This window comes from Tardiphaga sp. 866_E4_N1_4, assembly GCF_052076075.1.
GTDB lineage: Bacteria > Pseudomonadota > Alphaproteobacteria > Rhizobiales > Xanthobacteraceae > Tardiphaga > Tardiphaga robiniae.
In genome coordinates this window covers 18,204-43,345 of record NZ_CP197242.1, presented here as the reverse complement: position 1 = coordinate 43,345, position 25,142 = coordinate 18,204, and the positions used below count along the sequence as shown (strand labels likewise).

20 protein-coding genes are annotated in these 25,142 nt (G+C 61.3%); 9 read left to right on the top strand and 11 right to left on the bottom strand.

The features are described 5' to 3' along the window. Window positions 1-529: 529 nt before the first annotated feature. On the bottom strand, window positions 530-1,792 hold the full coding sequence (gene serA, locus AB8B20_RS00180; RefSeq protein ID WP_089267132.1) for a phosphoglycerate dehydrogenase: 1,263 nt from the start codon (window positions 1,790-1,792) through the stop codon (window positions 530-532). A gap of 379 nt (window positions 1,793-2,171) precedes the next feature. Between serA and AB8B20_RS00175 the strand changes: the two genes are divergently transcribed. The 5 genes from AB8B20_RS00175 (at window position 2,172) to AB8B20_RS00155 (ending at window position 9,533) form a co-directional block, all read left to right on the top strand. Beyond that, complete coding sequence (locus AB8B20_RS00175) at window positions 2,172-3,368, top strand: NAD(P)/FAD-dependent oxidoreductase (RefSeq protein ID WP_439071237.1); 1,197 nt, start codon at window positions 2,172-2,174, stop codon at window positions 3,366-3,368. A gap of 171 nt (window positions 3,369-3,539) precedes the next feature. Further along, on the top strand, window positions 3,540-4,397 hold the full coding sequence (locus AB8B20_RS00170; RefSeq protein WP_439071236.1) for an FAD binding domain-containing protein: 858 nt from the start codon (window positions 3,540-3,542) through the stop codon (window positions 4,395-4,397). Next, window positions 4,394-6,748: a xanthine dehydrogenase family protein molybdopterin-binding subunit gene (locus AB8B20_RS00165; RefSeq protein WP_439071235.1), complete on the top strand. Its 2,355-nt coding sequence runs from the start codon at window positions 4,394-4,396 to the stop codon at window positions 6,746-6,748. Before AB8B20_RS00170 ends, AB8B20_RS00165 begins: the two co-directional genes overlap by 4 nt. Beyond that, on the top strand, window positions 6,745-7,224 hold the full coding sequence (locus tag AB8B20_RS00160) for a (2Fe-2S)-binding protein (RefSeq protein ID WP_439071234.1): 480 nt from the start codon (window positions 6,745-6,747) through the stop codon (window positions 7,222-7,224). The genes AB8B20_RS00165 and AB8B20_RS00160 overlap by 4 nt, the downstream gene beginning before the upstream one ends. Beyond that, window positions 7,221-9,533, top strand: a complete 2,313-nt coding sequence (locus AB8B20_RS00155; protein WP_439071233.1) for a xanthine dehydrogenase family protein molybdopterin-binding subunit — start codon at window positions 7,221-7,223, stop codon at window positions 9,531-9,533. The genes AB8B20_RS00160 and AB8B20_RS00155 overlap by 4 nt, the downstream gene beginning before the upstream one ends. Here AB8B20_RS00155 and AB8B20_RS00150 read toward each other — a convergent pair whose 3' ends face one another. From AB8B20_RS00150 to AB8B20_RS00115, 8 genes are all read right to left on the bottom strand, one after another. After that, window positions 9,534-9,995 (bottom strand): MarR family winged helix-turn-helix transcriptional regulator, encoded by a 462-nt coding sequence (locus AB8B20_RS00150; RefSeq protein ID WP_439071231.1) that lies wholly within the window; start codon window positions 9,993-9,995, stop codon window positions 9,534-9,536. It abuts the gene before it with no gap. A 69-nt stretch (window positions 9,996-10,064) separates the two neighbouring features. Next, entirely contained in the window at window positions 10,065-10,793 is a 729-nt protein-coding gene (locus AB8B20_RS00145; protein ID WP_439071230.1) for an ABC transporter ATP-binding protein, read from the bottom strand. Further along, window positions 10,793-11,560 carry an ABC transporter ATP-binding protein gene (locus AB8B20_RS00140; RefSeq protein ID WP_093758939.1) on the bottom strand — a complete coding sequence of 256 codons (768 nt, stop codon included), beginning with the start codon at window positions 11,558-11,560 and terminating at the stop codon, window positions 10,793-10,795. Before AB8B20_RS00140 ends, AB8B20_RS00145 begins: the two co-directional genes overlap by 1 nt. Then, on the bottom strand, window positions 11,557-13,455 hold the full coding sequence (locus AB8B20_RS00135) for an ABC transporter permease (RefSeq protein WP_439071229.1): 1,899 nt from the start codon (window positions 13,453-13,455) through the stop codon (window positions 11,557-11,559). Before AB8B20_RS00135 ends, AB8B20_RS00140 begins: the two co-directional genes overlap by 4 nt. Before the next feature lie 70 nt (window positions 13,456-13,525). Beyond that, window positions 13,526-14,746, bottom strand: a complete 1,221-nt coding sequence (locus AB8B20_RS00130; protein ID WP_120291209.1) for an ABC transporter substrate-binding protein — start codon at window positions 14,744-14,746, stop codon at window positions 13,526-13,528. Window positions 14,747-15,051: 305 nt separating this feature from the next. After that, on the bottom strand, window positions 15,052-15,861 hold the full coding sequence (locus AB8B20_RS00125) for an SDR family NAD(P)-dependent oxidoreductase (RefSeq protein WP_089267123.1): 810 nt from the start codon (window positions 15,859-15,861) through the stop codon (window positions 15,052-15,054). A gap of 52 nt (window positions 15,862-15,913) precedes the next feature. Beyond that, window positions 15,914-16,702, bottom strand: a complete 789-nt coding sequence (locus AB8B20_RS00120) for an enoyl-CoA hydratase-related protein (protein WP_439071228.1) — start codon at window positions 16,700-16,702, stop codon at window positions 15,914-15,916. Window positions 16,703-16,705: 3 nt separating this feature from the next. Next, window positions 16,706-17,566, bottom strand: coding sequence for an alpha/beta fold hydrolase (locus tag AB8B20_RS00115; protein WP_439071227.1), 861 nt, complete (start codon window positions 17,564-17,566; stop codon window positions 16,706-16,708). 186 nt (window positions 17,567-17,752) lie between these two features. Here AB8B20_RS00115 and AB8B20_RS00110 point away from each other — a divergent pair, with 186 nt between their 5' ends. The 3 genes from AB8B20_RS00110 (at window position 17,753) to AB8B20_RS00100 (ending at window position 20,317) form a co-directional block, all read left to right on the top strand. Further along, the gene (locus AB8B20_RS00110; RefSeq protein WP_093758943.1) at window positions 17,753-18,733 is read left to right on the top strand and encodes an ABC transporter substrate-binding protein; all 981 of its coding nucleotides are present in this window, start codon (window positions 17,753-17,755) and stop codon (window positions 18,731-18,733) included. A 61-nt stretch (window positions 18,734-18,794) separates the two neighbouring features. Then, complete coding sequence (locus tag AB8B20_RS00105) at window positions 18,795-19,538, top strand: ABC transporter permease (RefSeq protein WP_439071226.1); 744 nt, start codon at window positions 18,795-18,797, stop codon at window positions 19,536-19,538. Then, window positions 19,535-20,317 carry an ABC transporter ATP-binding protein gene (locus AB8B20_RS00100; RefSeq protein WP_439071225.1) on the top strand — a complete coding sequence of 261 codons (783 nt, stop codon included), beginning with the start codon at window positions 19,535-19,537 and terminating at the stop codon, window positions 20,315-20,317. The genes AB8B20_RS00105 and AB8B20_RS00100 overlap by 4 nt, the downstream gene beginning before the upstream one ends. A gap of 127 nt (window positions 20,318-20,444) precedes the next feature. On the opposite strand, the gene AB8B20_RS00095 is transcribed toward AB8B20_RS00100, so the two are convergent. Continuing rightward, window positions 20,445-21,293, bottom strand: coding sequence for a cyclase family protein (locus tag AB8B20_RS00095; RefSeq protein WP_170849696.1), 849 nt, complete (start codon window positions 21,291-21,293; stop codon window positions 20,445-20,447). 295 nt (window positions 21,294-21,588) lie between these two features. On the opposite strand from AB8B20_RS00095, the gene pncB reads away from it, so the two are divergent. Further along, window positions 21,589-22,890 (top strand): nicotinate phosphoribosyltransferase, encoded by a 1,302-nt coding sequence (gene pncB / locus AB8B20_RS00090; protein WP_089267118.1) that lies wholly within the window; start codon window positions 21,589-21,591, stop codon window positions 22,888-22,890. Between the two features lie 75 nt (window positions 22,891-22,965). Here pncB and AB8B20_RS00085 read toward each other — a convergent pair whose 3' ends face one another. Further along, window positions 22,966-25,128: an acetate--CoA ligase family protein gene (locus AB8B20_RS00085; protein ID WP_093759141.1), complete on the bottom strand. Its 2,163-nt coding sequence runs from the start codon at window positions 25,126-25,128 to the stop codon at window positions 22,966-22,968. Window positions 25,129-25,142: the final 14 nt, after the last annotated feature.

Below are 25,142 nucleotides of genomic sequence, written 5' to 3'. Positions count from 1 at the left end.
CCTCATCGGCAACGTCCGATTGCTCGTGATCTGCAGCGCTTCACTAGAGAGACGCCATCGTCACCGCAACGCTAATGCACGCGCTGCGATTTAGAATGCCTCGATCATCGACGAATCGAGTCAGTTGAAATCGTGTCTGGAAAGATTCCAAAGGTGCTTTGAAAGACTCAAAATCAGTGCCGTTGAAATTTGGCAGGAAGATAGACGCAGCGCTCTCGTCGGCGAGCCATGCTTTTCCTGAACGCGGCAACGTAATAGGCTGCGCTTTTCTGGAACGCTCCAGACATCGTCACGGCCGACTGTTGCGCGCAACCATTTCGTTCCTGTCGCTGTCATTACGACGACAATCTGCAGCAGCTCAAGATGCGCAAATCAAAGGGAACGTGAAGAGCTCTGGCGATGGTTCGATGGGCCGCCGTCGTCTACTAATATGGTCGCCCTGTTTTCATAGCGGCGAGCAGCCTGACTGGCGCCGCGGCCCGTGCAGAGAAATCGACTTTCGATGTCGTTCGTGGAGCCGAACTACAGCTCAGTCCTTGTATTCATACAACAAGCGGGCGCGGATCGTACCTTCGAGCGCCCGAATGTCTGCCAGCACCCGCTCGCTATCCGCCGCCGATGCATCGGCGTCAAGGACGACATAGCCGATGTCGTTGTTGGTCTCGTAATATTGCGCGGCGATGTTGACCGCATGGCGCGCCAGCACTTCGTTCAGCCGCCCCAGCATGCCCGGAACGTTGCGCTGAACCTGAATGAACCGGGTGCCTGACGGACGCGCCGGCAGTTGCACCTGCGGGAAGTTCACCGTGCCCATAGTCGACCCGCTGTCGCTGTAATCGATCAGTTTGCGTGCGACTTCGGCGCCGATGCGCTCCTGAGCCTCTTCGGTGGAGCCGCCGACATGCGGCGTCAGGATGACGTTCTCCAGACCCTGCAGCGGAGTAACGAAGCGCTCCTGATTGGAGCTTGGCTCGACGGGGAATACGTCGACGGCCGCGCCACGCAATTTGCCCTGGCGCAGTGCATCAGCCAGCGCATCGAGATCGACCACGGTGCCGCGGCTGTTGTTGATGAAATAGGCGCCGTCCTTCATGGCGGCGAACTCGTCGCGACCGATCATCCCCTGCGTGGCCGGGGTTTCCGGCACATGCATGCTGACCACATCGCTCTGCGCCAGCAGTTCCTGCAGGCTTCCGACAGGCTCGGTGTTGCCGTGACGCAGTCGATCGGTGTGATCATAGAAGATCACGCGCATGCCCAGCGCTTCCGCCAGGTTCGAGAGCTGCGAGCCAATGCTGCCGTAGCCAACGATACCAAGCGTCTTGCCGCGCACCTCATAGCTGTTATTGGCCGATTTCTCCCAACCGCCTTCATGCGCCAGATTGGAGCGCGAGATGATCCGGCGGAACAGCATGACGATCTCGCCGATCACCAGTTCGGCAACCGAGCGCGTATTCGAGAACGGCGCGTTGAACACGGGAATGCCACTACGGCGCGCCGCGTCGATATCCACCTGATTGGTGCCGACGCTGAAGCAACCGATCGCGATCAGCCGGTCCGCGGCATCGAGCACGTCCTGGGTGATCTGCGTGCGCGACCGGATACCGAGAATGTGTACGCCCTTGAGTGCTTCCTTCAGCTCATTGCCACCGAGCGCCTTGGAGAGCCGCGTCACGCTCGAATAGCCCGCCGCCTCGATCAGCTCGACCGCGCTGTCGTTCACGCCTTCGAGCAGAAGGATTTTGATCTTGTCTTTCGGGAGGGAAAGCTGCGGCAAAGGCAGGCTGTTCATGGTCACGGTCGCGGCGTCCTTTGAGCAATGAATGAGATAGAAACCACGCTGGAGCGGTAAAGCCCCGGTTGGTCCGGCTCACATCGTCTGGTTTGGTTTGGCGCCTGTTTAACGTCACCGCGCCGATCTTGCTACGGGTATCTAACCCATTGAAATCACTTATCTCTGATCCAAGGTCATAGAGAAGCCGGCTCGGGACCGCGCTGTGGCCTGCGAGAATCTGGAGCAGCCTGCGCACCAGCGCGCTCCCCCAGGGAACGGAACGGGGCCCGGGAAATTGTCACGTGACTTCGGTACGAGGCGCGGACAGCGCCTTCCTTCCCCAGCCTCATGGTGCCCCATTTCCGATCTCAATCCCGATACCACCGAGCACGCTGATTTGCGCGGCGGACATTCGCCGTGGTTTGCCGGCCTGCAGCATGCCCCCCGTCGGCCCCTTACCGAAGACATCACATGCGATGCCCTGATCGTCGGCGGCGGCATCACCGGCGCCCTGATGGCCGAGCAACTGACGCGGCAGGGACTGGATGTGGTGATCGTCGATCGCGAATTGCCTGGGCGCGGCAGTACAGTAGCGAGCACGTCGATGCTGCTGTGGGAGATCGATCGTTCGCTGGAGGAGCTGACACATCTCTATGGCTATGAGCGCGCCGCGCGTGCCTATCGCGCCAGCTATGACGCCGTCCATGGATTGAAGGCGCTGGTCCGGACGCTCAACCTGCGATGCGACATGCGTGCGAAGGACTCGCTCTATCTTGCCGCAGGCGAGAGTGCCAAAGGGCTGATCGACGAGCACGCGCTTCGCGCGCGCGCCGGCCTGCCCGGCACACTCCTCGATCACAAGACCCTCCTGTCCGAATACGACATTGCCCGGGCGGGTGCCATCGTCTCGCCGGACTCGGCAGATTCCGATCCGTTGCAACTGGCACTGGGACTGCTGAATGTCGCCACGGCGCGCGGCGCGCGATTATTCGAGGCGGAGACGGCCGCGTTCGACTCCGCAGGCCACGCCGTCGGCGTTCAATTGACTGACGGCCATACCGTCGAGGCCCGCCACGTCGTGCTGGCCACCGGCTATGTTATGCCCGATATCGTGCACACAACGGTACAGAAACCCTCTTCAAGCTGGGCGATCGCGACGAAGCCGCAGCCGGACAGACTCTGGCGCGACGGCGTACTGATCTGGGAAGACAGCAAGGATTATCTCTACGCCCGAACCACCGCATCCGGCCGCATCATCATCGGCGGCGAAGACAGCGACGAGATCATCGATCCCGATGCACGCGATGCCCTGATCCCTGCCAAGGCACGTGCGCTGAAGGAGAAGCTCGCATCGCTCTGGCCACGCGCCGAACTTGCCATCGACTATCGCTGGGCCGGCACTTTCGACACCACGCGCGATGGGCTGCCGCTGATCGGACCCGTGCCCGGCCATCCGCATCTCTATGCCGCCTATGGTTATGGCGGGAACGGCATCACCTTCAGTTATCTCGCAGCGCAACTGATCGGCGGGATGATCGCGGGCAAACGCTCGCCATTGCTGGATGACTTCGCGCTGCAGCGCGATATCGCCTGAAACTTAGCGCGCTCGACTCGGCGAATTCAGCTATCCCCATTCTACTGTCACCACGTGATCAAAACGCAGGCGGCGAACGCCCCGTTTTGCGTCAGCGACACTGATTGACTTCCAAAAGACGATTGTTAGCATACAAGTGAATTTTGGCCCTCCTGCCCGGGGTTTTTCCATATGAAGCCGGCGCCGTTCACGCGACACGTCCCACGCACCGTGGATGAAGTTGTGAGTGCATTGGCCGAGTTTGCGCCGCTCGATGGCCGCATTCTGGCGGGCGGCCAGAGCCTGGTGCCGATCATGGCGTTCCGCATGGCGCGGCCAGCACACTTGATCGATATCAATGAGGTCGAAGGGCTCGACCGCCTCGCTGTCGACGGCGACTATCTCTCGATTGGCGCGCGGGTGCGCCACGGCGCATTCCACAAGCCTGTCATCGACGGTCCGCTTGGTAAGCTCCTCGCTTTCGTCGTCAGCCACATCGCGCATTATCCGATCCGGATGCGCGGCACGTTTTGCGGCAGCCTCGCCCATGCCGACCCTGCATCGGAATGGTGCCTCGTCGCGGCAACGCTGGACGCCAATCTAGTGGTGAAAAGTGTGCGCGGCGAACGCATCGTGCCCGTCACCGATTTCCTCGAAGGCATCATGTCGACATCGCTGGCCGAGGATGAGTTCCTCGCCGAAGCGCGGTTGCCGCTGCTGCCCGACGATACCAAGTTCGGCTTCTATGAATTCAGCCGCCGTGCGGGCGATTTTGCGATGTCTGCCGCACTCGTTACCTATCGTCTCGTCGATGGCCTGATCGCCGATGCACATGTCGGCATTGGCGGTGCCGAGGATCGTGCGCGACGGATCACTGAGGCCGAAGACGTGTTGAACGGTCAGGTTCCCTCGCCGGACCTGTTCGTCGCCGCCGGTGAAGCCGCAGCGAATGCAATCGAACCGCTGGAGGATATTCAGACCACGGCCGAATATCGCTGCGATCTGGTCCGCGCCGTGACGCGCCGCGCGCTGGAGCGGTCGACGCAATGACGATCCACACCAAGGGCACCGGCACGACCTGGGTTGGGCGCTCGATCCGCCGGCTCGAGGATCCCGCCCTCGTCACCGGCCGCGGCCGCTTCACCGCGGATATGCCGGCCACACACTGGGTGCGCTTCGTCCGCAGCAGCGTGGCCGCCGGAACGATCGAGAATATTACGGCACCAGGGGGCGCAGGCACCGTCACGGCCAAGGACCTCGCAAAGCTGAAGCCGATCCGGCCGATGCTGAGCAAGTTCAATTATGTCGCGGTCGGTCAGCCGATCCTTGCCGATGGAGTGGTGCGGTTCACAGGTGAGTCCATCGCGGCCGTCTACGCGCCGAGCAAGGATCAGGCGGAGGACATTGCCGATCAGGTCGAGGTCGAGATATCCGAAGGCGCACCGCTGATCGATGCGATGGATGCGCTTGCCGAAGGCGCTCCGCTGGTTCACGCCGACACCAAGCACAACGTAATCGTCGAGGGTCGCATCGCGACACCCGGCTTCGAGGATGTTTGGAAGACCGCACACAAGGTGCTGCATGTTGAAGCGCGCTCGCACCGTCAGAATGCGACGCCTATGGAGGCCCGCGCGGGTCATGCCTCCTATGACGCATCGACCGGCCGCGTGACGCTGACCTGCACCACGCAGATGCCGCATCTGACGCGCACGGCGGTGTGCGACATTCTCGGCATTCCGGAATCCGATCTGCGCGTCGTCGCCCCCGATGTCGGTGGCGGCTTCGGCCAGAAGATGTCGCTGGCGCCGGAATATGTGCTGCTGGTCTGGCTGGCGCGCAAATTGCGCAGCTCCGTGGCCTGGACCGAGGATCGCCGCGAAAACCTGATTGCGAGCTTTCACAGCCGCGACCAGCATGTGCAGCTCGAAGGCGCGTTCGACAAGAGCGGCAAGCTGCTCGCTTTGCGCGGCGATATCGTCGCCAATATCGGCGCCTATTCCTGTTTCCCGACGACCTGCGGCGTCGAGCCCTTGATGGCGCTGGCCGAACTCCCCGGCCCCTATGACGTCCGCGCCTATGATTGTCGCTCGCGCGGCGTGATGACCAATACCTGTCCGATGGCGCCCTATCGCGGCGTCTCGCGGCCGGTCATCACCTTCGTGCTCGAACGGCTGATGGACAAGGCTGCCGCAGCCTTCGGCATTGAACCGACTGAATTGCGTCGCCGAAACCTCATCGACAAATTTCCCTATACATCAGCGACCGGTCTCGTCTTCGACGACGGCAGCTACAAGGAAACCATGGAGATGGCCATCAAGGCCATCGACCTCGACGCATTCCGCAAGCGCCAGAAGATCGCGCGCGATGCCGGCCGCTATCTCGGGATCGGCCTTGCCACCTTCTCCGAGCGTACTGGCTATGGCAGCCCGGCTTTCGCGGCACGCGGGATGGAGATCACGCCGGGCTTCGAGACGGTGTATCTGACCATCGATCCCTCGGGCTTCGTCGAAGCGCGGATCGGCTCGTCGCCGCATGGCCAGGGACTGCGCACATCACTGGCGCAGATCATCGCCGACGAGATCGGCATCGATCCGGAATTCATCAAGGTGGTTCACGGCGACACAGACCGCTCGCCCTATGGCTGGGGCACATTCGCCAGCCGCTCGCTGGTGCTCTCGGGCGGCGCCAGCTTGCTTGCGGCGCAGAAGATCCGCGCCAAACTGCTGAAGATGGCGAGCCATTTCCTTGAAGCAGCGCCCGAAGACATCACGCTGCAGTCCGGCTCGGCGCATGTGATCGGCACCGACCGCTCCGTCACCATCGCGTCGATGGCGCGTGCGGCCTATCACCAGACCCACATCTTCAAGGGCGAGATCGAACCGGGTCTCACCGAAACCGGCACTTACGATCCATCCGGAACCTTCTCCAATGCCTGCCATGTCGCCATCGTCGAGGTCGATATCGAGACTGGCCGCGTCGAGATGGAGAAATTTCTGGTCGCGGAGGATGCCGGGCTGATCATCAATCCGATGATCGCCGACGGCCAAGTCCATGGCGGCGTCGCGCAGGGCATCGGCAACGCGCTGCTGGAAGAGATCATCTATGACGAGACCGGCAATATCCTGACCAGCACGCTGGCGGATTTCCTGCCGCCGACGACGCACGAAATTCCCGAGATCGAGTTGCATCACATCGAGACCCTGACCGGTAACTCCATCACCAAGGCCAAGGGCCTCGGCGAAGGCGGCGCCATCGGCGCGCCGGCAGCGGTGATCTCCGCAATCAACGATGCGCTGTCGCCATTCGGAATCTCCATCGATGAAATGCCGGCAACGCCACAGCGTATTCGTGCGGCCCTGCGCGCAAGCGGGAAATTGCCAAGCAACGGAAAACTTGCATGAGCGACAAGACCGACATCACCCTCACAATCAACGGCCAGTCCCACGCCATTCGCGTGGAGTCGCGCCGGACCCTCGCCGACGCGATCCGCGAGGACTGTGGCCAGACCGGCACGCATATCGGTTGCGAGCACGGCGTCTGCGGCGCGTGCACCGTGCTCGTGAATGGCGAACCGGTGCGCTCGTGCCTGATGTTCGCGCAGCAGGCGGACGGCAAGCAGATCCGCACCGTCGAAGGCCTCGCCGATGGCGACGAGATGCACCCGATGCAGCGCGCCTTCATGGAGAACCACGGGCTGCAATGCGGTTTCTGCACACCCGGCTTCCTGATGCTCGCCGTCGGCGTGCTGGAGCGCGAGCCGGATATTTCCGACCATGATCTGGTCGACGTGCTGTCGTCGAACCTGTGCCGCTGCACCGGCTATCAGAACATCATCAAGGCGGTCCGCGCCGCCGCGGTGGAGATGCGCCAGTCGTGACTGCTGCCGCCAAACCGGGACTGGTTGGCCAATCCGTCACTCGCAAGGAAGACGGCCCGCTGCTGCGCGGCCAGGGCAAGTTTGCCGCCGATATCAACTTCCCGAACCAACTCTATATGCGTGTGGTGCGCTCGAACTACGCGCACGGCAATATCGTCTCGGTCGATCTCGCGCCGGCTCTGGCGATTCCGGGCGTGGTCGCCGCCTGGAGCTTTGCCGATGTCTCCGAGATTCCACCGATTGATTTCCGTCTGACGCGGCTGGAGCAACTCGCCGCCTATCGCCAGACCATTCTGGCCAAGGACAAGGTGCGCTATGTCGGCGATCCCGTCGCCGTCGTGTTCGCCGAAGACCCCTATCTTGCCGAAGATGCCGCCGAGCATGTCGAGGTCGAGATAGAAGAACTGCCGGTGATCCTGCAGGCCGATGGCGAGATCGGTGAGTTCCGCGACGGACTACCGACCGAGACCGCGCTGATCGAGAAAGGTTATGGCGACGTCGATGGAGCGTTCGCCAATGCGCATGCCGTAGTCAGCCTTTCGCTCTCTATCGGCCGTCATTCCGGCGTTCCCCTGGAGACGCGCGGCGCCATCGGCCGCTATATCGCCGAGACCGACATGCTGGAAATGTACGGCGCGGCAAAGGTCCCGCACTGGAATCGCGACCAGCTTGCGAAAATGTTTGGCCGCACTGCCGAAAACACCAACCTGTTCGAAGGCCATGTCGGCGGCGGCTTCGGCATTCGTGGCGAGATGTATCCAGAGGACGTGCTGGTGTGTCTGGCCGCGCTGCGCCTCGGCCGCCCCGTGAAATGGATCGAGGATCGCCGCGAGCATCTGATCGCGGCCAATCACTCGCGGCAGCAGACCCATCACATCCGCGCGGCGATCGATCGCGACGGCAATATTCTGGCCATCGACAACGAGTTCTTCCACGATCAGGGCGGCTATATGCGCACGCATGCCGCCACCGTGCCCGACCTCGCCGCTGCGATGCTGCCCGGCCCCTATCGCATTCCCGCCTATCGCGTGCTCGGCCATATCCGCCTGACCAACAAGACGCCTGGCGGCACCTATCGCGCGCCCGGCCGCTATGAGAGCACCTTCGTGCGCGAACGCTTGCTGGATGCGGTCGCGGCCAAAGTGGGGATCAGCGGCGTCGAGGTCCGCCGCCGCAACCTCATCGCGACCAGCGAGATGCCGGTCACGCGTGCATTGGAAACGCTCGGCACCGACATCGTGCTGGATTCAGGCGACTATCCAAAGTTGCTAGACAAGGCGCTGAATGGCATCCGCTGGGACGACCTGCAGACGCAGATTACATCGCGTCGCAAGGCGGGCGAACTGGTCGGCTCCGGTGTCGCCATGTTCGTCGAGAAAAGCGGTCTTGGCCCATTCGACGATGTGCGGATCAATGTCGGGACCGACGGGCTCGTGGAAGTCATCACAGGCGCCGCTTCGGTCGGCCAGGGCGTCGAAACTGTCATCGCTCAGATTTGCGCAGAGAAACTCGGCGCCAGCTATGACAATGTCAGCGTGATCCACGGCCAGACCAACCGTATCGCCAGAGGCCTCGGCGCCTTCGCCTCACGCGTCTCCGTGATGACGGGCGAAGCGACGCGGCAAGCCGCGCTGAAGCTGCGCGACAAGGCTCTGGCTGCGGCAGCCGAATTGATGCAGTTGACGGCCGATCAACTCGATATCGTCGATGGCGAGATTGTCCGCCTCGATGGCGGTACCGGCCCATCGATGACGCTCGCCGAGATCGCAAAGGCGCTGAAACCGGGAGGCAATCTGGTTGGTGATGGCGAACCGGGCCTGTTCGCCGAAGCGTCGTTCGAATCCAAGCATATGACCTACCCATACGGCGTCCATGTCGCCGTCGTCTCGCTGGCGCGCGATACAGGCGGCATCAGCGTCGAGCGGTATCTTGTCGCCTATGACATCGGCAAAGCTATCAACCCGATGCTGGTCGATGGCCAAATCGTTGGCGGCGTGGCCCAAGGCATCGGTGGTGCGCTTTATGAAGAGTTCACCTATGACGACCGCGGCGAACCGCTGGCGGTAACCTTCGCGGACTATTTGATGCCGACGGCCCGCGAAGTACCTGATGTCGAAGTGATCATTTCCGAGGATGCGCCGAGTCCGCTCAACCCGATGGGGCTCAAGGGCGCCGGTGAAGGCGGCACCAATGCCGTCGGCGCGGCGATTGCAGCGGCCATCGACGACGCGCTCGGCCAGCCCGGGGCTATCACGCAGCTGCCGGTCTCGCCGCAGCGCGTGAAGGCGCTGCTCAACGCCAAAGTCTGATCAGGTAATCTTCTTCAGCAACCGCGTCAGCGTGCGCTGCTCTTCGGCCGTCAACGGTCGCAGCGTCTTGGCGCTGACCTCCGCTGCAACGCGGATTGCCGCATCGACCACACGGGCGCCCTTCTCGGTCAGCGACACCGCACGGCGACGGCGATCCGTAGGGTCACTACCGGTGGTGATGAAGCCGCGCAGACCCAGCCGATCCACAACCCCCTTGATGGTCGCGGCATCGAGATAGACCAGCCGCCCCAGATGGTTCTGTGAACTCGGGCCGACCTCATGCAGCTTCGCCAGCACGGCGAATTGCGTCTGGGTCAGATCCTCGATCATGTTGGTCATGAAGATGGAGGTATGGCGCTGCATCGCCACGCGCATCAGGAAGCCGACCTGGGCGTCGAGGACATAGTCCGGCGACGGCTCCGCGGCCGGAAGGGCCTTCAGCTTGCTCGGTTTCTGCGCCATGTCATCCCCGATGATCTCTCGCTAGTTATGGACGATCTTCGGTTGCTGCGACAGATGAAGTTTTGATCGTTACACCGTCAAATAGGCCCGTTGAATATCAATATTCTCCGCAAGCTCGGCCATGGTGCCATCCCACTGGATCTGGCCCTTTTCGAGGACATAGGCCCTATCCGAGACCAGTTCGGCAAAATGCACATTCTGCTCAGACAGTAGGATCGACACCCCCGCCTTTTTGAGCTCCAGAATAGTGTTGGCCATCAGTTCGACGATCAGGGGAGCAACGCCCTCGGACGGCTCGTCCAGCAGGATCAGCAGCGGGTTGCCCATCAGCGTCCGCGCCACGGTGAGCATCTGCTGCTCGCCGCCGCTCATCCGGCCACCCGGGCGGTTCGGCATTTCGCCAAGATTGGGAAACAGTGCCAGCAACTTCTCCTCGGTCCAGACCGGTGCCGGTACGCCATCGCTGAACTTGCGCGGCGGCTGGCGGCCGATATCGAGATTTTCCAGCACCGTCAGATCGGAAAAGATACGACGGTCTTCGGGGGTGAAGCCGAGGCCAAGCCGTGCGATCTCGTAAGGCTGCCTACCGGAGATGTCGTGGCCGTCAAACTGGATCTTTCCAGTGGACTGCGCCATCAGGCCCATGATCGCCTTCATGGTCGTGGTCTTGCCGGCACCGTTGCGGCCCATGAGTGCCACCACTTCGCCGCGCCCAACCTGCAGGCTGAGATCATAGAGGATCTGCGCGGCGCCGTAGGACGCGCCGAGATTTTCGACCGAGAGCATCGGAGCGCTCATCAGTGGGCCTCCGATTTCTGGAACGTCTTGCCGGTGCCGAAATACACTTCGCGCACCTGAGGATTGTCTCGGATCGATTTCGCGTCGCCGTCTGCAATCAGCCGTCCCCGCGCCAGCACAATGATACGATCGGCGAAGGCGAAGACCACATCCATCGAATGTTCGGTGAACAGCACGGAGATGCCTTTCTCGATCACCAGACGCTTCACCAGCGCGATCAGGTCGTTACGCTCCTTGGGCGCCATGCCGGCCGTCGGCTCATCCATCAATAGAAGGCGTGGATCGTTGGCGAGTGCAATCGCCAGCTCGACGCGCTTGACGTCGCCATAGGCCAGTTCGCGGCTCGGGCGATCGGCAGCATCCTGCATACCGACCTGGGCCAGCAGCTCCAGAGCGCGCTCGCGGTGCAGCGACGATGCCGGCTTCCACAGCCGATAGACCTGATTGGCGTGAGATATCAGCGCCATCTGCACGTTCTCGATCACCGTCATCGAATTGAACGTGGCGGCCACCTGAAAGGTGCGACCGATCCCGAGCCGCCAGATGTCACGCGGCTTCTTGCCGTTGAGCTTGGCGCCTTCAAACCAGATCTCGCCGGAATCCGGCGGCAGCTGGCCGTTGATCATGTTGAAGCAGGTCGACTTGCCGGCCCCATTCGGGCCGATCAACGCGAGGAATTCGCCGCGCTTGATGTCAAACGAAACCTCGTTGACGGCACGAACGCCGCCGAAGGATTTCGAGAGCGAACGAATGGCGAGGTCGCTCATGACGCGGCCTTCGATGTTGTCTTTCGTCGTGAGATCAGCTTGACGAAGCCGCCGACGATGCCACTCGGGAAGGCCAGCACCAGTAGCAGGATAATGCCGCCAAGCAATGCACGCCAGTATTCCGTCGAACGCATCATGAAATCCTGCAGCACCGCATATACGGAGGCGCCGACGATTGGGCCGGTCAGCGTCTGGATGCCGCCGAGAAGAACCATGACGAGACCATCAATGGAGCGGCTGACGCCGATGGTCTCCGGCGAGATCGAGCCCTTGGCGAAGGCGAACAATCCACCGGCGATGCCGCAGATGCCGCCAGCAATGGCGAAGGCCAGCCAGTGCACGCGCTTGACGTCGAGACCGATCGCTTCGGCGCGCAAGGGAGAGTCACGCCCTGCCCGCATCGCGTAACCGAATGGCGCGAACAAGAATTTGCGGAGTAGCAACACCCCGAGCGCAGCGAGTGCGAGTGTCAGGAAATAGAATGCTCCACGGCTGTCGAATGGCACCGACGGCCACACCCCGAGCACGCCGTTGGAGCCACCTGTGAGTGTTTCCCATTGGAACACGGCCGCCCATACGATCTGGGCGAAGGCGAGTGTGAGCATCGCCAGATAGACACCGGACAGTCGCACAGCGAACCAGCCGAACAGCAGCGCGCCGACCAGCGCCAGCACCGGCGCGGCTGCCAGTGCGAGCCCCATCGGCGCCGCAAACCATTTCACCAGCAGCGCTGCGCCGTAAGCACCGAGGCCGAAATAGGCCGCGTGGCCGAAGGAATGCATACCGCCCGGCCCCATGATGAAATGAAGGCTGGTCGCGAACAGCACGGCGATCAACACGTCGATGCCGAGCACCAGCGTATAGGGCGAGCTCTTGGCGATCAGCGGCAGGCACACGAGGACAACGAGAAGAATGAGGCCGGCAATCTTCGTGGCCGTTGTCGCCGGACGTAGCGGCTCTTCGGGCTCCGCGACACTGCGCACAGCCACCTGCTCCCGACCGAGCAAGCCGTAGGGCCGTGCGATCAGCACCGCGGCCATCACGAGAAATTCGGCAACCAGCGTCATCTTGGAGAAATTGACCGTGAAGCCGCCAAAATTCACGACGCCAAGGCCGATGCACAACGCCTTCACCTCGGCGATGATGACCGCCGCAAGATAGGCGCCGGAGATCGAGCCCATGCCGCCGACCACAACGACGACGAAGGCGTCGCCGATCACGATCAGGTCGGTCGCCAGCGTCGCCGGCTCGCGCGCAATCTGCAGCGCGCCGCCAAGGCCAGCGAGCAAAGCGCCGAGCGCGAACACGCCCGTGAACAGCATGGCCTGGTTGACGCCGAGCGCGCCCACCATCTCACGGTCCTGCGTGGCTGCGCGCATCAACCGACCGAAGCGGGTCTTGGCCAGCGCCAGATGCAGCATCCACAGTACGAAGGGGCCGACGAAAATCAGGAAGATATCGTAAGTGGGCAGCCGGCGGCCGAGCACCTCGACGGAGCCGGTCAGGCCTGGCGCGCGCGGGCCAAGCAAATCCTCAGGACCCCAGATCCACAGCGTCGCGTCGTTGATAACGAGCACCAGCGCGAAAGTGGCGAGCAATTGAAACAGCTCAGGCGCGCGATAAATCCGCCGCAGCAGAAGGATCTCGATCGCGGCGCCGATCAGGGCCACCAGCAATGCGGTCAGAACAATGCCGCCCCAGAAGCCGACGGCACCGCCGACCTTGGTGGCGATGCTGTAGGCGATATAGGTCCCGATCATATAGAGGGACCCGTGAGCGATATTGACGATCCGGGTGACGCCGAAAATCAGCGACAACCCGGCCGCCACGAAGAACAGGCCGGAGGCGGCCGACAGGCCGTTCAGTGCCTGAAACAGAAACGCGTTGAAACTCATCGGAGGAATCCCCCTCCCCGCGTTGAACATGCGGGGAGAGTATCAACGGCGATCATCGTCGTACTTCCTGTTACTCGGTCGCGGGACGGAGCTTCTTCACTTCGGCGTCGCTGGGCAGCACCGATGCACCATCGACATATTTGAAGTCGGCCATGGTGCCCTTGCCGCCCTCAAGCGCGATCTTGCCGACATAGGCCCCCATGGTCGCCTGGTGATCGCTGGCGCGATACATGAACGGACCGAACGGGCTGTCGAGCTTCAGACCTTCGAAGGCCGTAATCAGCTTGTCGGTGTCCGTCGAACCTGCCTTGGCGATACCGGCAGCCAGAGAAGTCATCGTGACATAGCCGACGATCGAACCAAGACGCGGATAGTCGTTGTACTTCTTCTGATAGGCCGTCAGGAACGCCAGGTATTCCGGGGTCTTGATCTTGTCCCAGGGATAGCCGGTGACGATCCAGCCGACCGGCGCTTCTTCCTTCACCGGATCGAGATATTCCGGTTCGCCCGACAGCAGGCTCACGACGGTGCGATCCTTGAACACGCCACGTGTGGTGCCTTCACGCACCAGCTTGGAGAAGTCCGCGCCGAACAGCACGTTGAAGATCGCATCCGGCTTGGCATCGTCGATGGCCTGCACCACGGCGCCGGCATCAACCTTGCCGAGCGGCGGTGCCTGCTCGGTGACGAATTCGATGTCAGGCTGCTTCGCCTTCATCATTTCCTTGAAGGTCGCGACCGCCGCCTGACCGTATTCGAAGTTCGGATAGACCAGCGCCCAGCGCTTCTTCTTGGCAGCCAGCGCATCCGGCAGCAGCATTGCGACCTGCATATAGGTCGTGGCACGCAGGCGGAACGTATACTTGTTGCCGTTCTGCCAGGTGATCTTGTCGGTCAGCGGTTCTGCAGCGAGGAAGAACACTTTCTTCTTGCCGGCGAATTCGGTCACCGCGAGACCGATATGCGAAAGGAACGTGCCGGCGATAATGTTGACGCCTTCGCGCGTCACCAGCTCATCGGCCACGCGCACGGCATCGCCCGGCGTCGAGCCATCATCGCGCGAGATCACTTCAAGCTTCTTGCCAAGCACGCCGCCCTTGGCATTGATCTGTTCGATCGCCAGCTCCCAGCCCTTCTTGTAGGGATCAAGGAATGCGGTCTGTGTCTTGTAGCTGTTGAGCTCACCGATCTTGATCGTGTCCTGCGCGAGAACCGCGTGGCCGAACGACAATGTCAGTGCGCCGGCCATTGTGCCGGCAATCGCGAGTGAGTGAAGGGAACGAGCCGTCATCATGATCGAACTCCGTTGTGATCGACGTTTGCGATAGAAGTGATTCTCGCCGAAGCCTTCGCAAGAAACGGATCAACCGTTCGCCCTTGCGTCGCTTACAGCCCCATGTTTGCAACGCGAATTAGTTTGTACGCAAATAGTCCGGCGCACCCTCTTCGTTGTCAAGACCGGTCTTGGTGCAACATGCCTAGCACATCGCCGAAGTTTTGATCATCTGATGTCGGTCGATGCGCGCGCATCTGCGACCGAATTTCGCAGAGCTGCGCGGCAGCGATATTCCGCCGCCGCGCGTCCTGTTTTGACGACTACCGGTCGCGGAAGCGATCCATCAGCGCCTTGTCCTGACCGCCATCGATTTCGATCATCGTGCCGTTGGCCATCTGCACGAGTGGTGACGCGAGCATGACGACGAGATTTGCAACTTCCTCGACTTCCGCGATGCGGCCGAGTGGGATCGAGGCCGGCGCAAGCTTGTCGGCTTCCTCGTAGGAGATCTTCATGTCGCGCGACATGGCGTTGACGAGGCCAGCCCAGCGCTCGGTGCGAACCGGGCCCGGATTGACGGCGCAGAACGAGATGTTGTGACGGCCGTACTGACCGGCGAGCGACAGGGTCATGTTCTGACCAGCAGCGTTCGCAGCCCCCGGTGCGATTTCCCAATACGATGGCTTGACGCCGTCATTGCCGATCAGATTGACCACGCGGCCACCACCCTGCTTGACCATGATGGGCAGCGCGTAGCGCAGGCAGCGCACATAGCCCATGAATTTGAGCTGCAGCGCCTGTTCCCAGTCGGCTTCGGTGAGCGTCTCGATCACGCCGCCCGGCGCCGAACCGGCATTGTTGATCATCAGATCGATGCTGCCGAGTTCCTTGGCGGCCTTCTCGACGAAAGCCTTGGCATCCGCATCCTTGGTGAGGTCGGCGGTAATCGCGACCACCGTCACCCCGTAGGCGTTGCGGATTTCTTCAGCCGTTTTCTCCAGCGGCTCCATGCGGCGGGCGCAGATGGCGACATTGACGCCCTCTTTTGCCAGCGTCATGGCAATCGCCTTGCCGATACCTTCGCTGCCGCCGGTGACGAGAGCGCATTTGCCTTTGAGTTGGAGATCCATGTGCGTGTCCTTCTGAGGTTGGCGGAAATGAAAACGAAAATTCTTAGGTCAATCAGCTTCCTGTAAAGCGCGGGGGTCGTTTCTCGGCAAAGGCCTTGCGGCCTTCGGCGTAGTCGGCGCTGGCGTCCGCTGCGGCATAGAACTGCTCGGCTTCAGCCAGGAGTTCGGCGTTGTTGGTGCTCAGTGCACGGATGGCAGCCTTGGCCGCCTTGATGGTCAGCGGCGCATTGCCGGCGATCTTCCTTGCAAGCTCCCCAGCCAGCGATTCAATGTCAGCCTTCGGTGCGATGACATGTACCGCGCCCAGCTTATGAGCGCGCATGGCGGGCAGACGATCGGCCGTAAACAAGACTTGTCGCGTCGCGCCGGCGCCGAACACGCGGATGAAGCGCGCAATGCCGCGCGGATCGTAGCCCAGACCGAGCCTGGCGGCGGGTACTGCGAAGAAGGCATCATCCGCAGCAACGCGCATGTCGCAACTCGCAGCAACGGATGACCCGGCGCCCATGCAGCCGCCATAGATCAGGCCGATGGTCGGCTGCGGGATCGCCTCGATCGCCAGGCAGGTATTCTCGACCAGATCGTCATAGGCCCGGGCATTGCCCTCGCCTGATCGAGCCGTGGCAAAGTCGGAAATGTCTGCGCCCGCGGAAAACATTAGCTCGCCCTCGCCGCGGATGACCACGACACGGATATCCTTGCGGGTGGCGACGTCGCCGGCAAAGGCGGCGATCTTGTTCCACATCGCCGTGGAGATCGCGTTACGTCGTGCCGGATTGGCCAGACGCAACGTTGCGATGCCGTCCGCAATATCAATGACGATATCGCCAGGCGTGCTCATCGCTCAGGCCGCCGGCTTGTGCGACATCCAGCGACCGGACTCGGCCGCCGGAAAAAGCTCCGCCAGCGCTGCATTGAATGCCGCCGGCTCTTCGCTGGTGATGGTATGGCCGGCACGCGGCAATACCAGAAGACCTGCCGTCGGCACCGTGCGCTTGAGAAAGATGCTGGGATCGAGGCACCAATCGTCCTCGTCGCCAACGATGATCAGCAGTGGCGGCGTGAATGTCTCGAGTTGCGGCTTCATCTCCCACAGCATCGGCCGCTTGGCCTGCAGCTCGCGCATGGTCAGCGCGTGCCCGACCGGCGAATGATCCGCCAGCATCCGCGCGAACTCGGCGAAACCACGCGGGTCCTTGTTCTTGTGCGTCTGACGCGTTGCACCATCGGCATAGCGCGCCGCAGCTGTCGGGAAATCGACCGTCTCGAACATTTTTGCGGTTTCGCGTGAGGCTGCACGGCCCTGCTCCACAAAGGCAGGATCGGGACTGGAGCCGTAACCGCAGCTTGCAGCGGTTACCGACAAACAGCGATCCGGATAGTGAATGCCGACATGCAGCGCCGTCGATGCGCCCATGGAATGACCGACGATATGCGCCTTGTTGATCTTCAGTGCATCCATCAATGCGATGACGTCATCGCGTGCAATATCCTGGCCGTAACGCGCGGGATCGGTCGGTACATCCGATGGCGGATAACCGCGCTGGCTGTAGGTGACGCAACGATAGGAGCGCGAGAAGTAACGAAGCTGCGGCTCCCAGGTGCGGTAATCCCCCGCATACTCATGGACGAAAACCACAGGACTCCCGGTGCCGACTTCCTCATAATAGAGTTGCGTCCCGTCGGGCGTCGTCACGTGCGGCATCGTCGCCTCCTGCAGTCAGAGCAGATTTCATTTGCACACAAACGAAATGCTAGTAGCGTTACTTCATGACTGCAAGAGGATTTAGTGGATTCAATTTTGGCATATCATTTGCAAACAAACAAATATCGCACCGCCGCATAAACCGATCGAAAAGCCACGCGCCACAACGTTTCTTGAGGAGATGTCATGACCGGACTTTCGCGACGCGCCTTCACAATGGGCACGGCTGCTACGCTGATGAGCAGCGCGCTCGCAACAAATTCGCAGGCGCAGGCGCCGACAAAAATCCGCGTGGGTAGCCTGACACTTCCCGTCTTCGCGCCGATCATCATCAACATCATGAAGGCGCAGAAGTTCGATACCAAGAACGGTTTCGAGGCCGAAGTTCAGGTCTATCCTTCCTTCTCCTCTTATTATGCGGGCCTCGCCACCGGCGAAATCGACACGCTGATCGGCGGGCCCACCTACTTCCAGAAGCTGCGCCTCGAAGGCGTGCCGCTGCAAATCGTCGCAACAGGTGCCACGCTCGCCGATCTCGTCATCATCACCAAGGACCCGGCCATCAAGTCGCTGGCCGACCTCAAAGGCAAGCAACTCGCCGCCGACATGGGCAGCGGGCAATTCCAGATCCTGTCGATCTACGCGAAATCCAAAAAGATGGACCTCGCCAAGGACATGACATTGGTCAACGCGAACTTTGCTGTAGCGCGTGCGCAGCTTGCCGCCGGCCGCGTCGATGCCGCGATGATCATCGAGCCGATCGCCACCATGATGATGAAGGACGATCCGTCGCTGAAGATCATCTTCAACGCTAATGACGGATGGAAGGAGATTGCGGGCACCACCGGCTGGGAGCTGGTCTATGCCATGCGCGAGGATACCATCAAGAAAGCCCCGGATGCGCCGAAGAAGTTCGTCGCGGCGCTGGCGGACGTCACCAAATATCTGCGCAGCGATCCGGATGGTGCTGACAAGATCGCAGTCGAGACTGTCAAACTCCCCCCCGGCATCTTGAAGGAAGCCGTGCTCGCCAAGCGCTGGGACTTCGACGCCAAGCCAGCCTGGGACGCCACCGAACGCAAGAGCATCTGGGATACGTTCGAGCGCGCCGTCGCCGCCGGCTTTCATCCAAAGCTGCCTGACGAAGCGATCATCTATGCCCCCTGACGAACCGAGACCTGCCACGCCATTCGAGGAACCGATCTTCGAAAGGTCACCGCGAAGCCTGATGATCTCCAGCCTGCCGCGCGAGACGATCATATCGATCGTACTCTTCGCAGCGGTCTGGCAGGTCATGTCCTATCTGGCACCGTCGCTGGGCATCCCCGCTTTCGCGATCCCGGGCCTCGGGCGTATTGCCGAAAGCCTGACCAAGATCACCCCGCTCGACGTCGCGGTGACGCTCGGCCGCGTGCTGCTGTCGCTGGTCGTGTCTTTCGTCATCGGACTACTGGTGGCAGTGCTGATGTATCTGTCCGAGAGCGTCGAGAAATATCTGCGCCCGATGGTGCGGATCCTGATGGCCGTGCCGGTCGTCTCCTGGATCCTGTTCGCGGTGCTGTGGTTCAAGGGCGTCGAGTTTCGCATCGTCTTCGTGCTGGTTGTGGTCTGCGCACCGGTCTTCACCGTCGATTCCCTCGACAACATGCGCGAGGTGTCGCGCGATCTGAAGCAGATGATCCGCTCCTTCCGGCCGACGCCATTGCAGTTCTTTCACAAGCTGATGCTGCCTGCGATCACGCCGGGGATCATCACGAGCTGGAAGATCACGCTCAGCCTCGCCATACGCGTCGTGACCATCGCTGAACTGGTAGGTGCGGTAACCGGCATCGGGCATCAGCTCTCGGTCGCGCAGGAATTATTCTCGGTGGCCGACGTATTCGCCTGGACGCTGGTATTGGTCGTCCTGCTGTTCTTCCTCGAAGCGCTGCTCGTCAGACTCGAAACACACGTATTGCGGTGGCGGGCATGACGGCAGCTTCAGCGCCCATCGAGATCGCCGGCCTGCGCAAGGTATTTCGCCAGACCACATCCGGCCAGTCGATCACAGCCATCGACCAGTTGTCGCTGCGGATCGAGCCTGGCGAACTCATCGCCATGGTGGGCAAGACCGGTTGCGGAAAATCGACCCTGTTCGACCTCTTGATCGGCCTCGAACATCCCACCGCCGGCAGCATCACCATCGGCGGCAAGACGCCCTATGACGACTTCAATGCCTTTCGCGGCAAGATAGCGACGATCTTCCAGCAGGATCGGCTGTTTCCGTGGCGCTCCGCGCTCGACAACGTCAAGCTCCCGCTCGAACTGATCGGCATCGCCGAAGATGTTCAGCAGGAGCGCGCGATGACCTGGCTGAAGCGGCTGGGGCTGGAGAAATTCGCCAATGCCTATCCGCGCGAACTTTCCGGCGGCATGCGCCAGCGTGTTGCGATTGCCCGTGCTTTCGCCGTGCAGCCGGAAATTCTGCTGGCCGATGAATCGTTCAGCGCGCTCGATGAAGTTACGGCCAATGAGCTGCGAAAGACCTTCGTCGATCTGGCTCGCGAGTTTAAATCGACCGCGATCCTGATCACGCATCAACTCGAAGAAGCCATGGCCGTGGGTGACCGCATTGTTGTGTTCGGCAAGTCGGCGACGCTGCTCGCCGATATCAGGATGGCGGACTGGAATCGCGCCAACTATCCCCTGCTCCGCGAAGCGATCCAGAATACGCTGCAGGCGAACGCACCTGATGCGAGACTAAGGCGCTAGAAGACGATCAACCGACCTCTCCACGTCTTGCCCGGGCTTGTCCCGGGCATCCACGACTTGGCCGCTATCCAGACAGACGTGGATGGCCGGGACAAGCCCGGCCATGACGGCGTGGGCCTAAACTACATCACCCCATGATCGCCTTCGCCGCGTTCCCCATGGCTTCCACCGAGGCATCGCCCGTATCTGTGAAGCACAGGATACGACACGGGCATGACTCAAGCCCATCATAGCGCCACGGGAATGCGCCGATCAGGCAACGCTGGTTGAGCATGAGCTCGATGTCGCCGCCGATATTCTCGGCATGCAACAAGCCTTCCTGGAACGCGTAATTGTGGAACGGAAACATGTCGGCAGTCACGTGGCGGCCCGAGAGCTTGTGATTATACTCAAACGTGCCGAAGAATTCCGCCGGCGTCTTGCCGTGCTTCTTGGTGAACTGCGCCGCGATGTCCGGCCGCATGTTGCGGATCGAGGTGTTCATCGAGTGATCGCAGGAACCAGTGTCCATGCCGAACCACTTGATCTTCTTCTCGAGCATCCAGTGCAGCGTGTCGAGGTTCGGGCCCGGATGATAGCAGAAGTATTTCACCAGATCCTGCTGCGCCTGACCTTCGTAATATTTGTGCCAGCCGGTGTGCAGGATCAGAATGTCGCCTTCGCGAATATCCGCGCCGGACTTCTCAAGCATCTCCGGCGTGATGACCGCCCAGTCATGCATCTGGCTTGAGATGTCGACGACAACGCCGCGATTGAACAGGTAGTCCAGCGGCAGCGAGGCCATGTCGCCCTTGCGCCCGTCGGTGGCGTGCATCGCGCCGTCGAAATGGGTGCCGGCATGCAGCGCCGTCTCGATCCGCTGCGCCACGATCATCTGCGTCTGCAGGTTCTGCGCATAATACATCTTGTTGCCGGCATAGCCGACCCAGCCGGGCGTGTGGATGTTCATGACGTGGGAGAGATCGACGACTTTCATGGTGCTGTCCTTCATCGTTTCGGGGCGCCCACCGGCAGGTGGAAATCGTAAGCATGCAAACAATTCTGCGCAATGCCCGCAGATGCAGGATCAAGGCCAAAAACAGAGGGACAAACGCTGGGCTGCCACGACAATCCTCGATTGTGAAAGCGCGGTTCAGCGCTTGCGTTGACATCGATAAACCCGGCGGATACGCCAATTTAATGAACTGCTGCAAAGACAGCGTCAGCGATGCGGCCACTGCCGTTTCGGTGCAGGTGCCACGATCAGGCACGTTACCAGGAGTGGCGTTGCCATGATGGATTTCGCCACCCGGGTCCACAATCACAACTACCGGCTTGATCCGATCATCCGGTCGCTGCTGGACACCGACTTCTACAAATTCCTGATGCATCAATTCATCTGGATGCTTTATCCGAAAGTGCCTGTGACCTTCGGCCTGATCAATCGGACCAAAACCGTCCGCCTTGCCGAGATCATTCCGGAAGCGGTGCTGCGCGCGCAGCTCGATCATGCCCGCACGCTTTCATTCCGCGAGAACGAACTGATCTGGCTGGCCGGCAACCGCTTCTATGGCCGCCGCGACATTTTCCGTCCTGAATATATCGAATATCTGCGCAGCTTCAGGTTGCCTGACTACAAGCTTGAGACCATCGATGGTCAATATGTCCTCACCTTCGAAGGTGACTGGGCCGAAGTCACGATGTGGGAGATCTACGCCCTCGCCATCGTCAGCGAATTGCGATCGCGGATCGCCATGGCCACGCTGGACAAGTTCGAGCTGGATATTCTCTACGCCCAGACCAAGACCAAGATCTGGAACAAGATCAAGAAGCTGAAATCCTATCCGGACATGCGGCTCGCGGAATTCGGCACCCGTCGCCGCCACGGCTTCCTGTGGCAAGAATGGGTGACGGACGCGATGGCCAACGAGCTTGGCCGCAGCTTCGTCGGAACGTCGAACGCCCTGCTCGCCTTCAAGCATTCATTCGAAGCCATCGGCACCAATTCGCACGAACTGCCGATGGTGTTCGCCTGCCTCGCCGAAAACGACGACCAGCTGAAGACCGCGCAATATGACGTGCTGGCGAAATGGCAGGAGGTCTATGACGGCGAATTGCTGATCATTCTGCCCGATACGTTCGGCATGACGCAGTTCCTGCGCGACGCACCACCCTGGGCCTCACAATGGACCGGCATGCGCATGGACAGCAAGGAGCCGGTTGCGGCGGGCGAAGAGATGATCGCCTGGTACGCGATGCGCGGCGAGGATCCGCGCAAGAAGCGCGCGATGTTCAGCGACGGTCTCGAAGTCGATCTGATGATCGATCTGCATCAGCGTTTCCGTGGGCGCATCCGCGAGAGCTTCGGCTGGGGCACCATGGCCACCAACGACTTCCGCGGCGCGCATCCGCGCGGGCTCGATTCACTCGACCCGATCAGCCTGGTCTGCAAGGTCACCTATGCCAACGGCCGCTCGGCCGTGAAGCTGTCGGACAATCCCGCTAAGACCACCGGCAGCAGCCCTGCAGAGATCGAACGCTATCTGCGCATCTTCGGCCGTGAGGGCGTCGCCGAACAGCCGGTGATCGTCTAGCCAGAACCGCAAACGCAAAAAAGCGCCGCCCGGTTTCCCGGACGGCGCTTTGTTTTGTGTATAGATCGAAGCTGCTTACAGCAGGCCCGCTCCGCGTGCCCACTTGTACTTGGCACCGAGCACCTCGACCGGGAGTTCGGTCGAATAAGCGTAAGCCGGAATGCCGTTCTGGTAGAGATATTCGGCGGCTTCCTCGACTTCCACGTCGCCCGCGAGCGAAGCCACCATCGGCTTCTCGATGCCCTTGGCCTTCATCTCGTTCTTGATCTCGACCATGTTGCGCGCGAACACCATTGGCGGCGTCACGATCGTGTGCCAGTAGCCGAGGATCAGCGAGTGGATGCGATCATCGGTGAGACCGAGCTTCACAGTGTTGACGTAGGTGATCGGCGGTTCGCCACCGGTGATGTCGACCGGGTTGCCGGCGGCGCCGAACGGCGGGATGAACTTGCGGAACGCCGCATCCAGATCCGGCGGCATTGCCATTAGCGACATGCCGTTATCGACCACCGCATCGGACAGCAGCACGCCCGACCCACCGGCACCGGTGATGATCAGCACGTTCTCGCCCTTCGGCGTCGGCAGCACGGGAATGCCACGGGCGAATTCGAGCAGCTGGCGCAGCGAGCGGGCGCGAATGACCCCCGACTGCTTCAGCACGTCTTCATAGATCTTGTCGTTGCCGGCAAGTGCGCCGGTATGCGATGAGGCCGCCTTGGCGCCGGCCGAGGTACGGCCTGCCTTGAGGACGACAACCGGCTTGATCTTAGAGACGCGCTTGGCGGCTTCGGCGAAGGCACGGCCATCCTTCAGATCCTCGCAGTGCTGCGCGATGATCGTGGTGTTCGGATCCTGCTCGAAGAAGGCGAGCAGATCGTCCTCATCGATATCCGACTTGTTGCCGAGGCCGACGATCGCCGACACGCCCATCTTGGCAGAGCGCGAGAAGCCGATGATCGCCATGCCGATGCCGCCGGACTGCGACGACAATGCCGCCGAGCCCTTCACGTCGTAGGCTGTACAGAAAGTCGCGCAGAGATTGGCCGGCGTATAATAGAAGCCATAGATATTCGGCCCCATCAGACGGACGTCGTATTTCTTGCCGATTTCGACAATCTCTTCCTGCAGCGCAGGCTCGTTGGCTTCGGCAAAGCCCGATGGGATCAACACCGCGCCCGGAATTTTCTTCTCGCCGCATTCGATCAACGCACCTGCAACGAACTTGGCGGGAATTGCGAATACCGCGGTGTCGATCACGCCCGGGACATCCTTGACGCTCTTATAGGCCTTGCGGCCCATGATCTCTTCGGCCTTCGGATGGATCGGGTAGATGTCGCCCTTGTAGCCGCCGTTGATGAGGTTCTTCATCACCGAATTGCCGATCTTGCCATCTTCGGCGGAAGCGCCGATCACAGCGACGGCCTTTGGCATCATGATGCGGTTCATCGCCGTGACGATTTCGGCGTTGGAGCGCGGCGCGGGGCGCGGCTTGTAGTCGAAGTCGACGACGATGCGCACGTCGGCGGCAATCGCGTCTTTCTTGGTGGCGAAGACCGGGTTGAGATCGAGTTCGACCATTTCCGGGAAATCGCTGACGAGCTGCGATACCTTGACGATGATGTCAGCCAGCGCCTCGCGGTTGGCGGGATCGCCGCCGCGCACGCCGTGCAGCATCTCGGCGGCCTGAATGCCATCGAGCATCGACAGCGCGTCATCATTGGTCGCGGGTGCGAGACGGAAAGTGACGTCCTTCAGCACTTCGACGAGCACGCCGCCGAGGCCGAAGGCCACCAGCTTGCCGAACGAACCATCGGTGATCGAACCGATGATCACTTCGGTGCCGCCCATCAGCATCTGCTGAACCTGGATACCTTCTATCTTGGCATCGGCCTTGTACTTCTTGGCATTGGCCAGAATGGTGTCGTAAGCTTTCTGCGCGTCTTCGGCGGTCTTGACGCCGACAATGACACCGCCCGCTTCGGTCTTGTGGAGAATGTCCGGCGAGACGATCTTCATCACGACCGGGAAGCCCATGCCGCTTGCCATCTTGGCGGCGTCAGCGGCTGAGGTGGCCACGCCTTCTTTCGGCACGGGAATGCCGTATGCGTCACACACAAGCTTGCCCTCGGGGGCGGTCAGGCTGGTGCGCTTGTCGGCTTTGACCGCATCGAGAACTTTGCGGACGGCCTGTTTCGCCGATGGTGTTGCTTCTTTGACGGCAAGATTCGATTGGGACATGGCTTCCTCCTTCA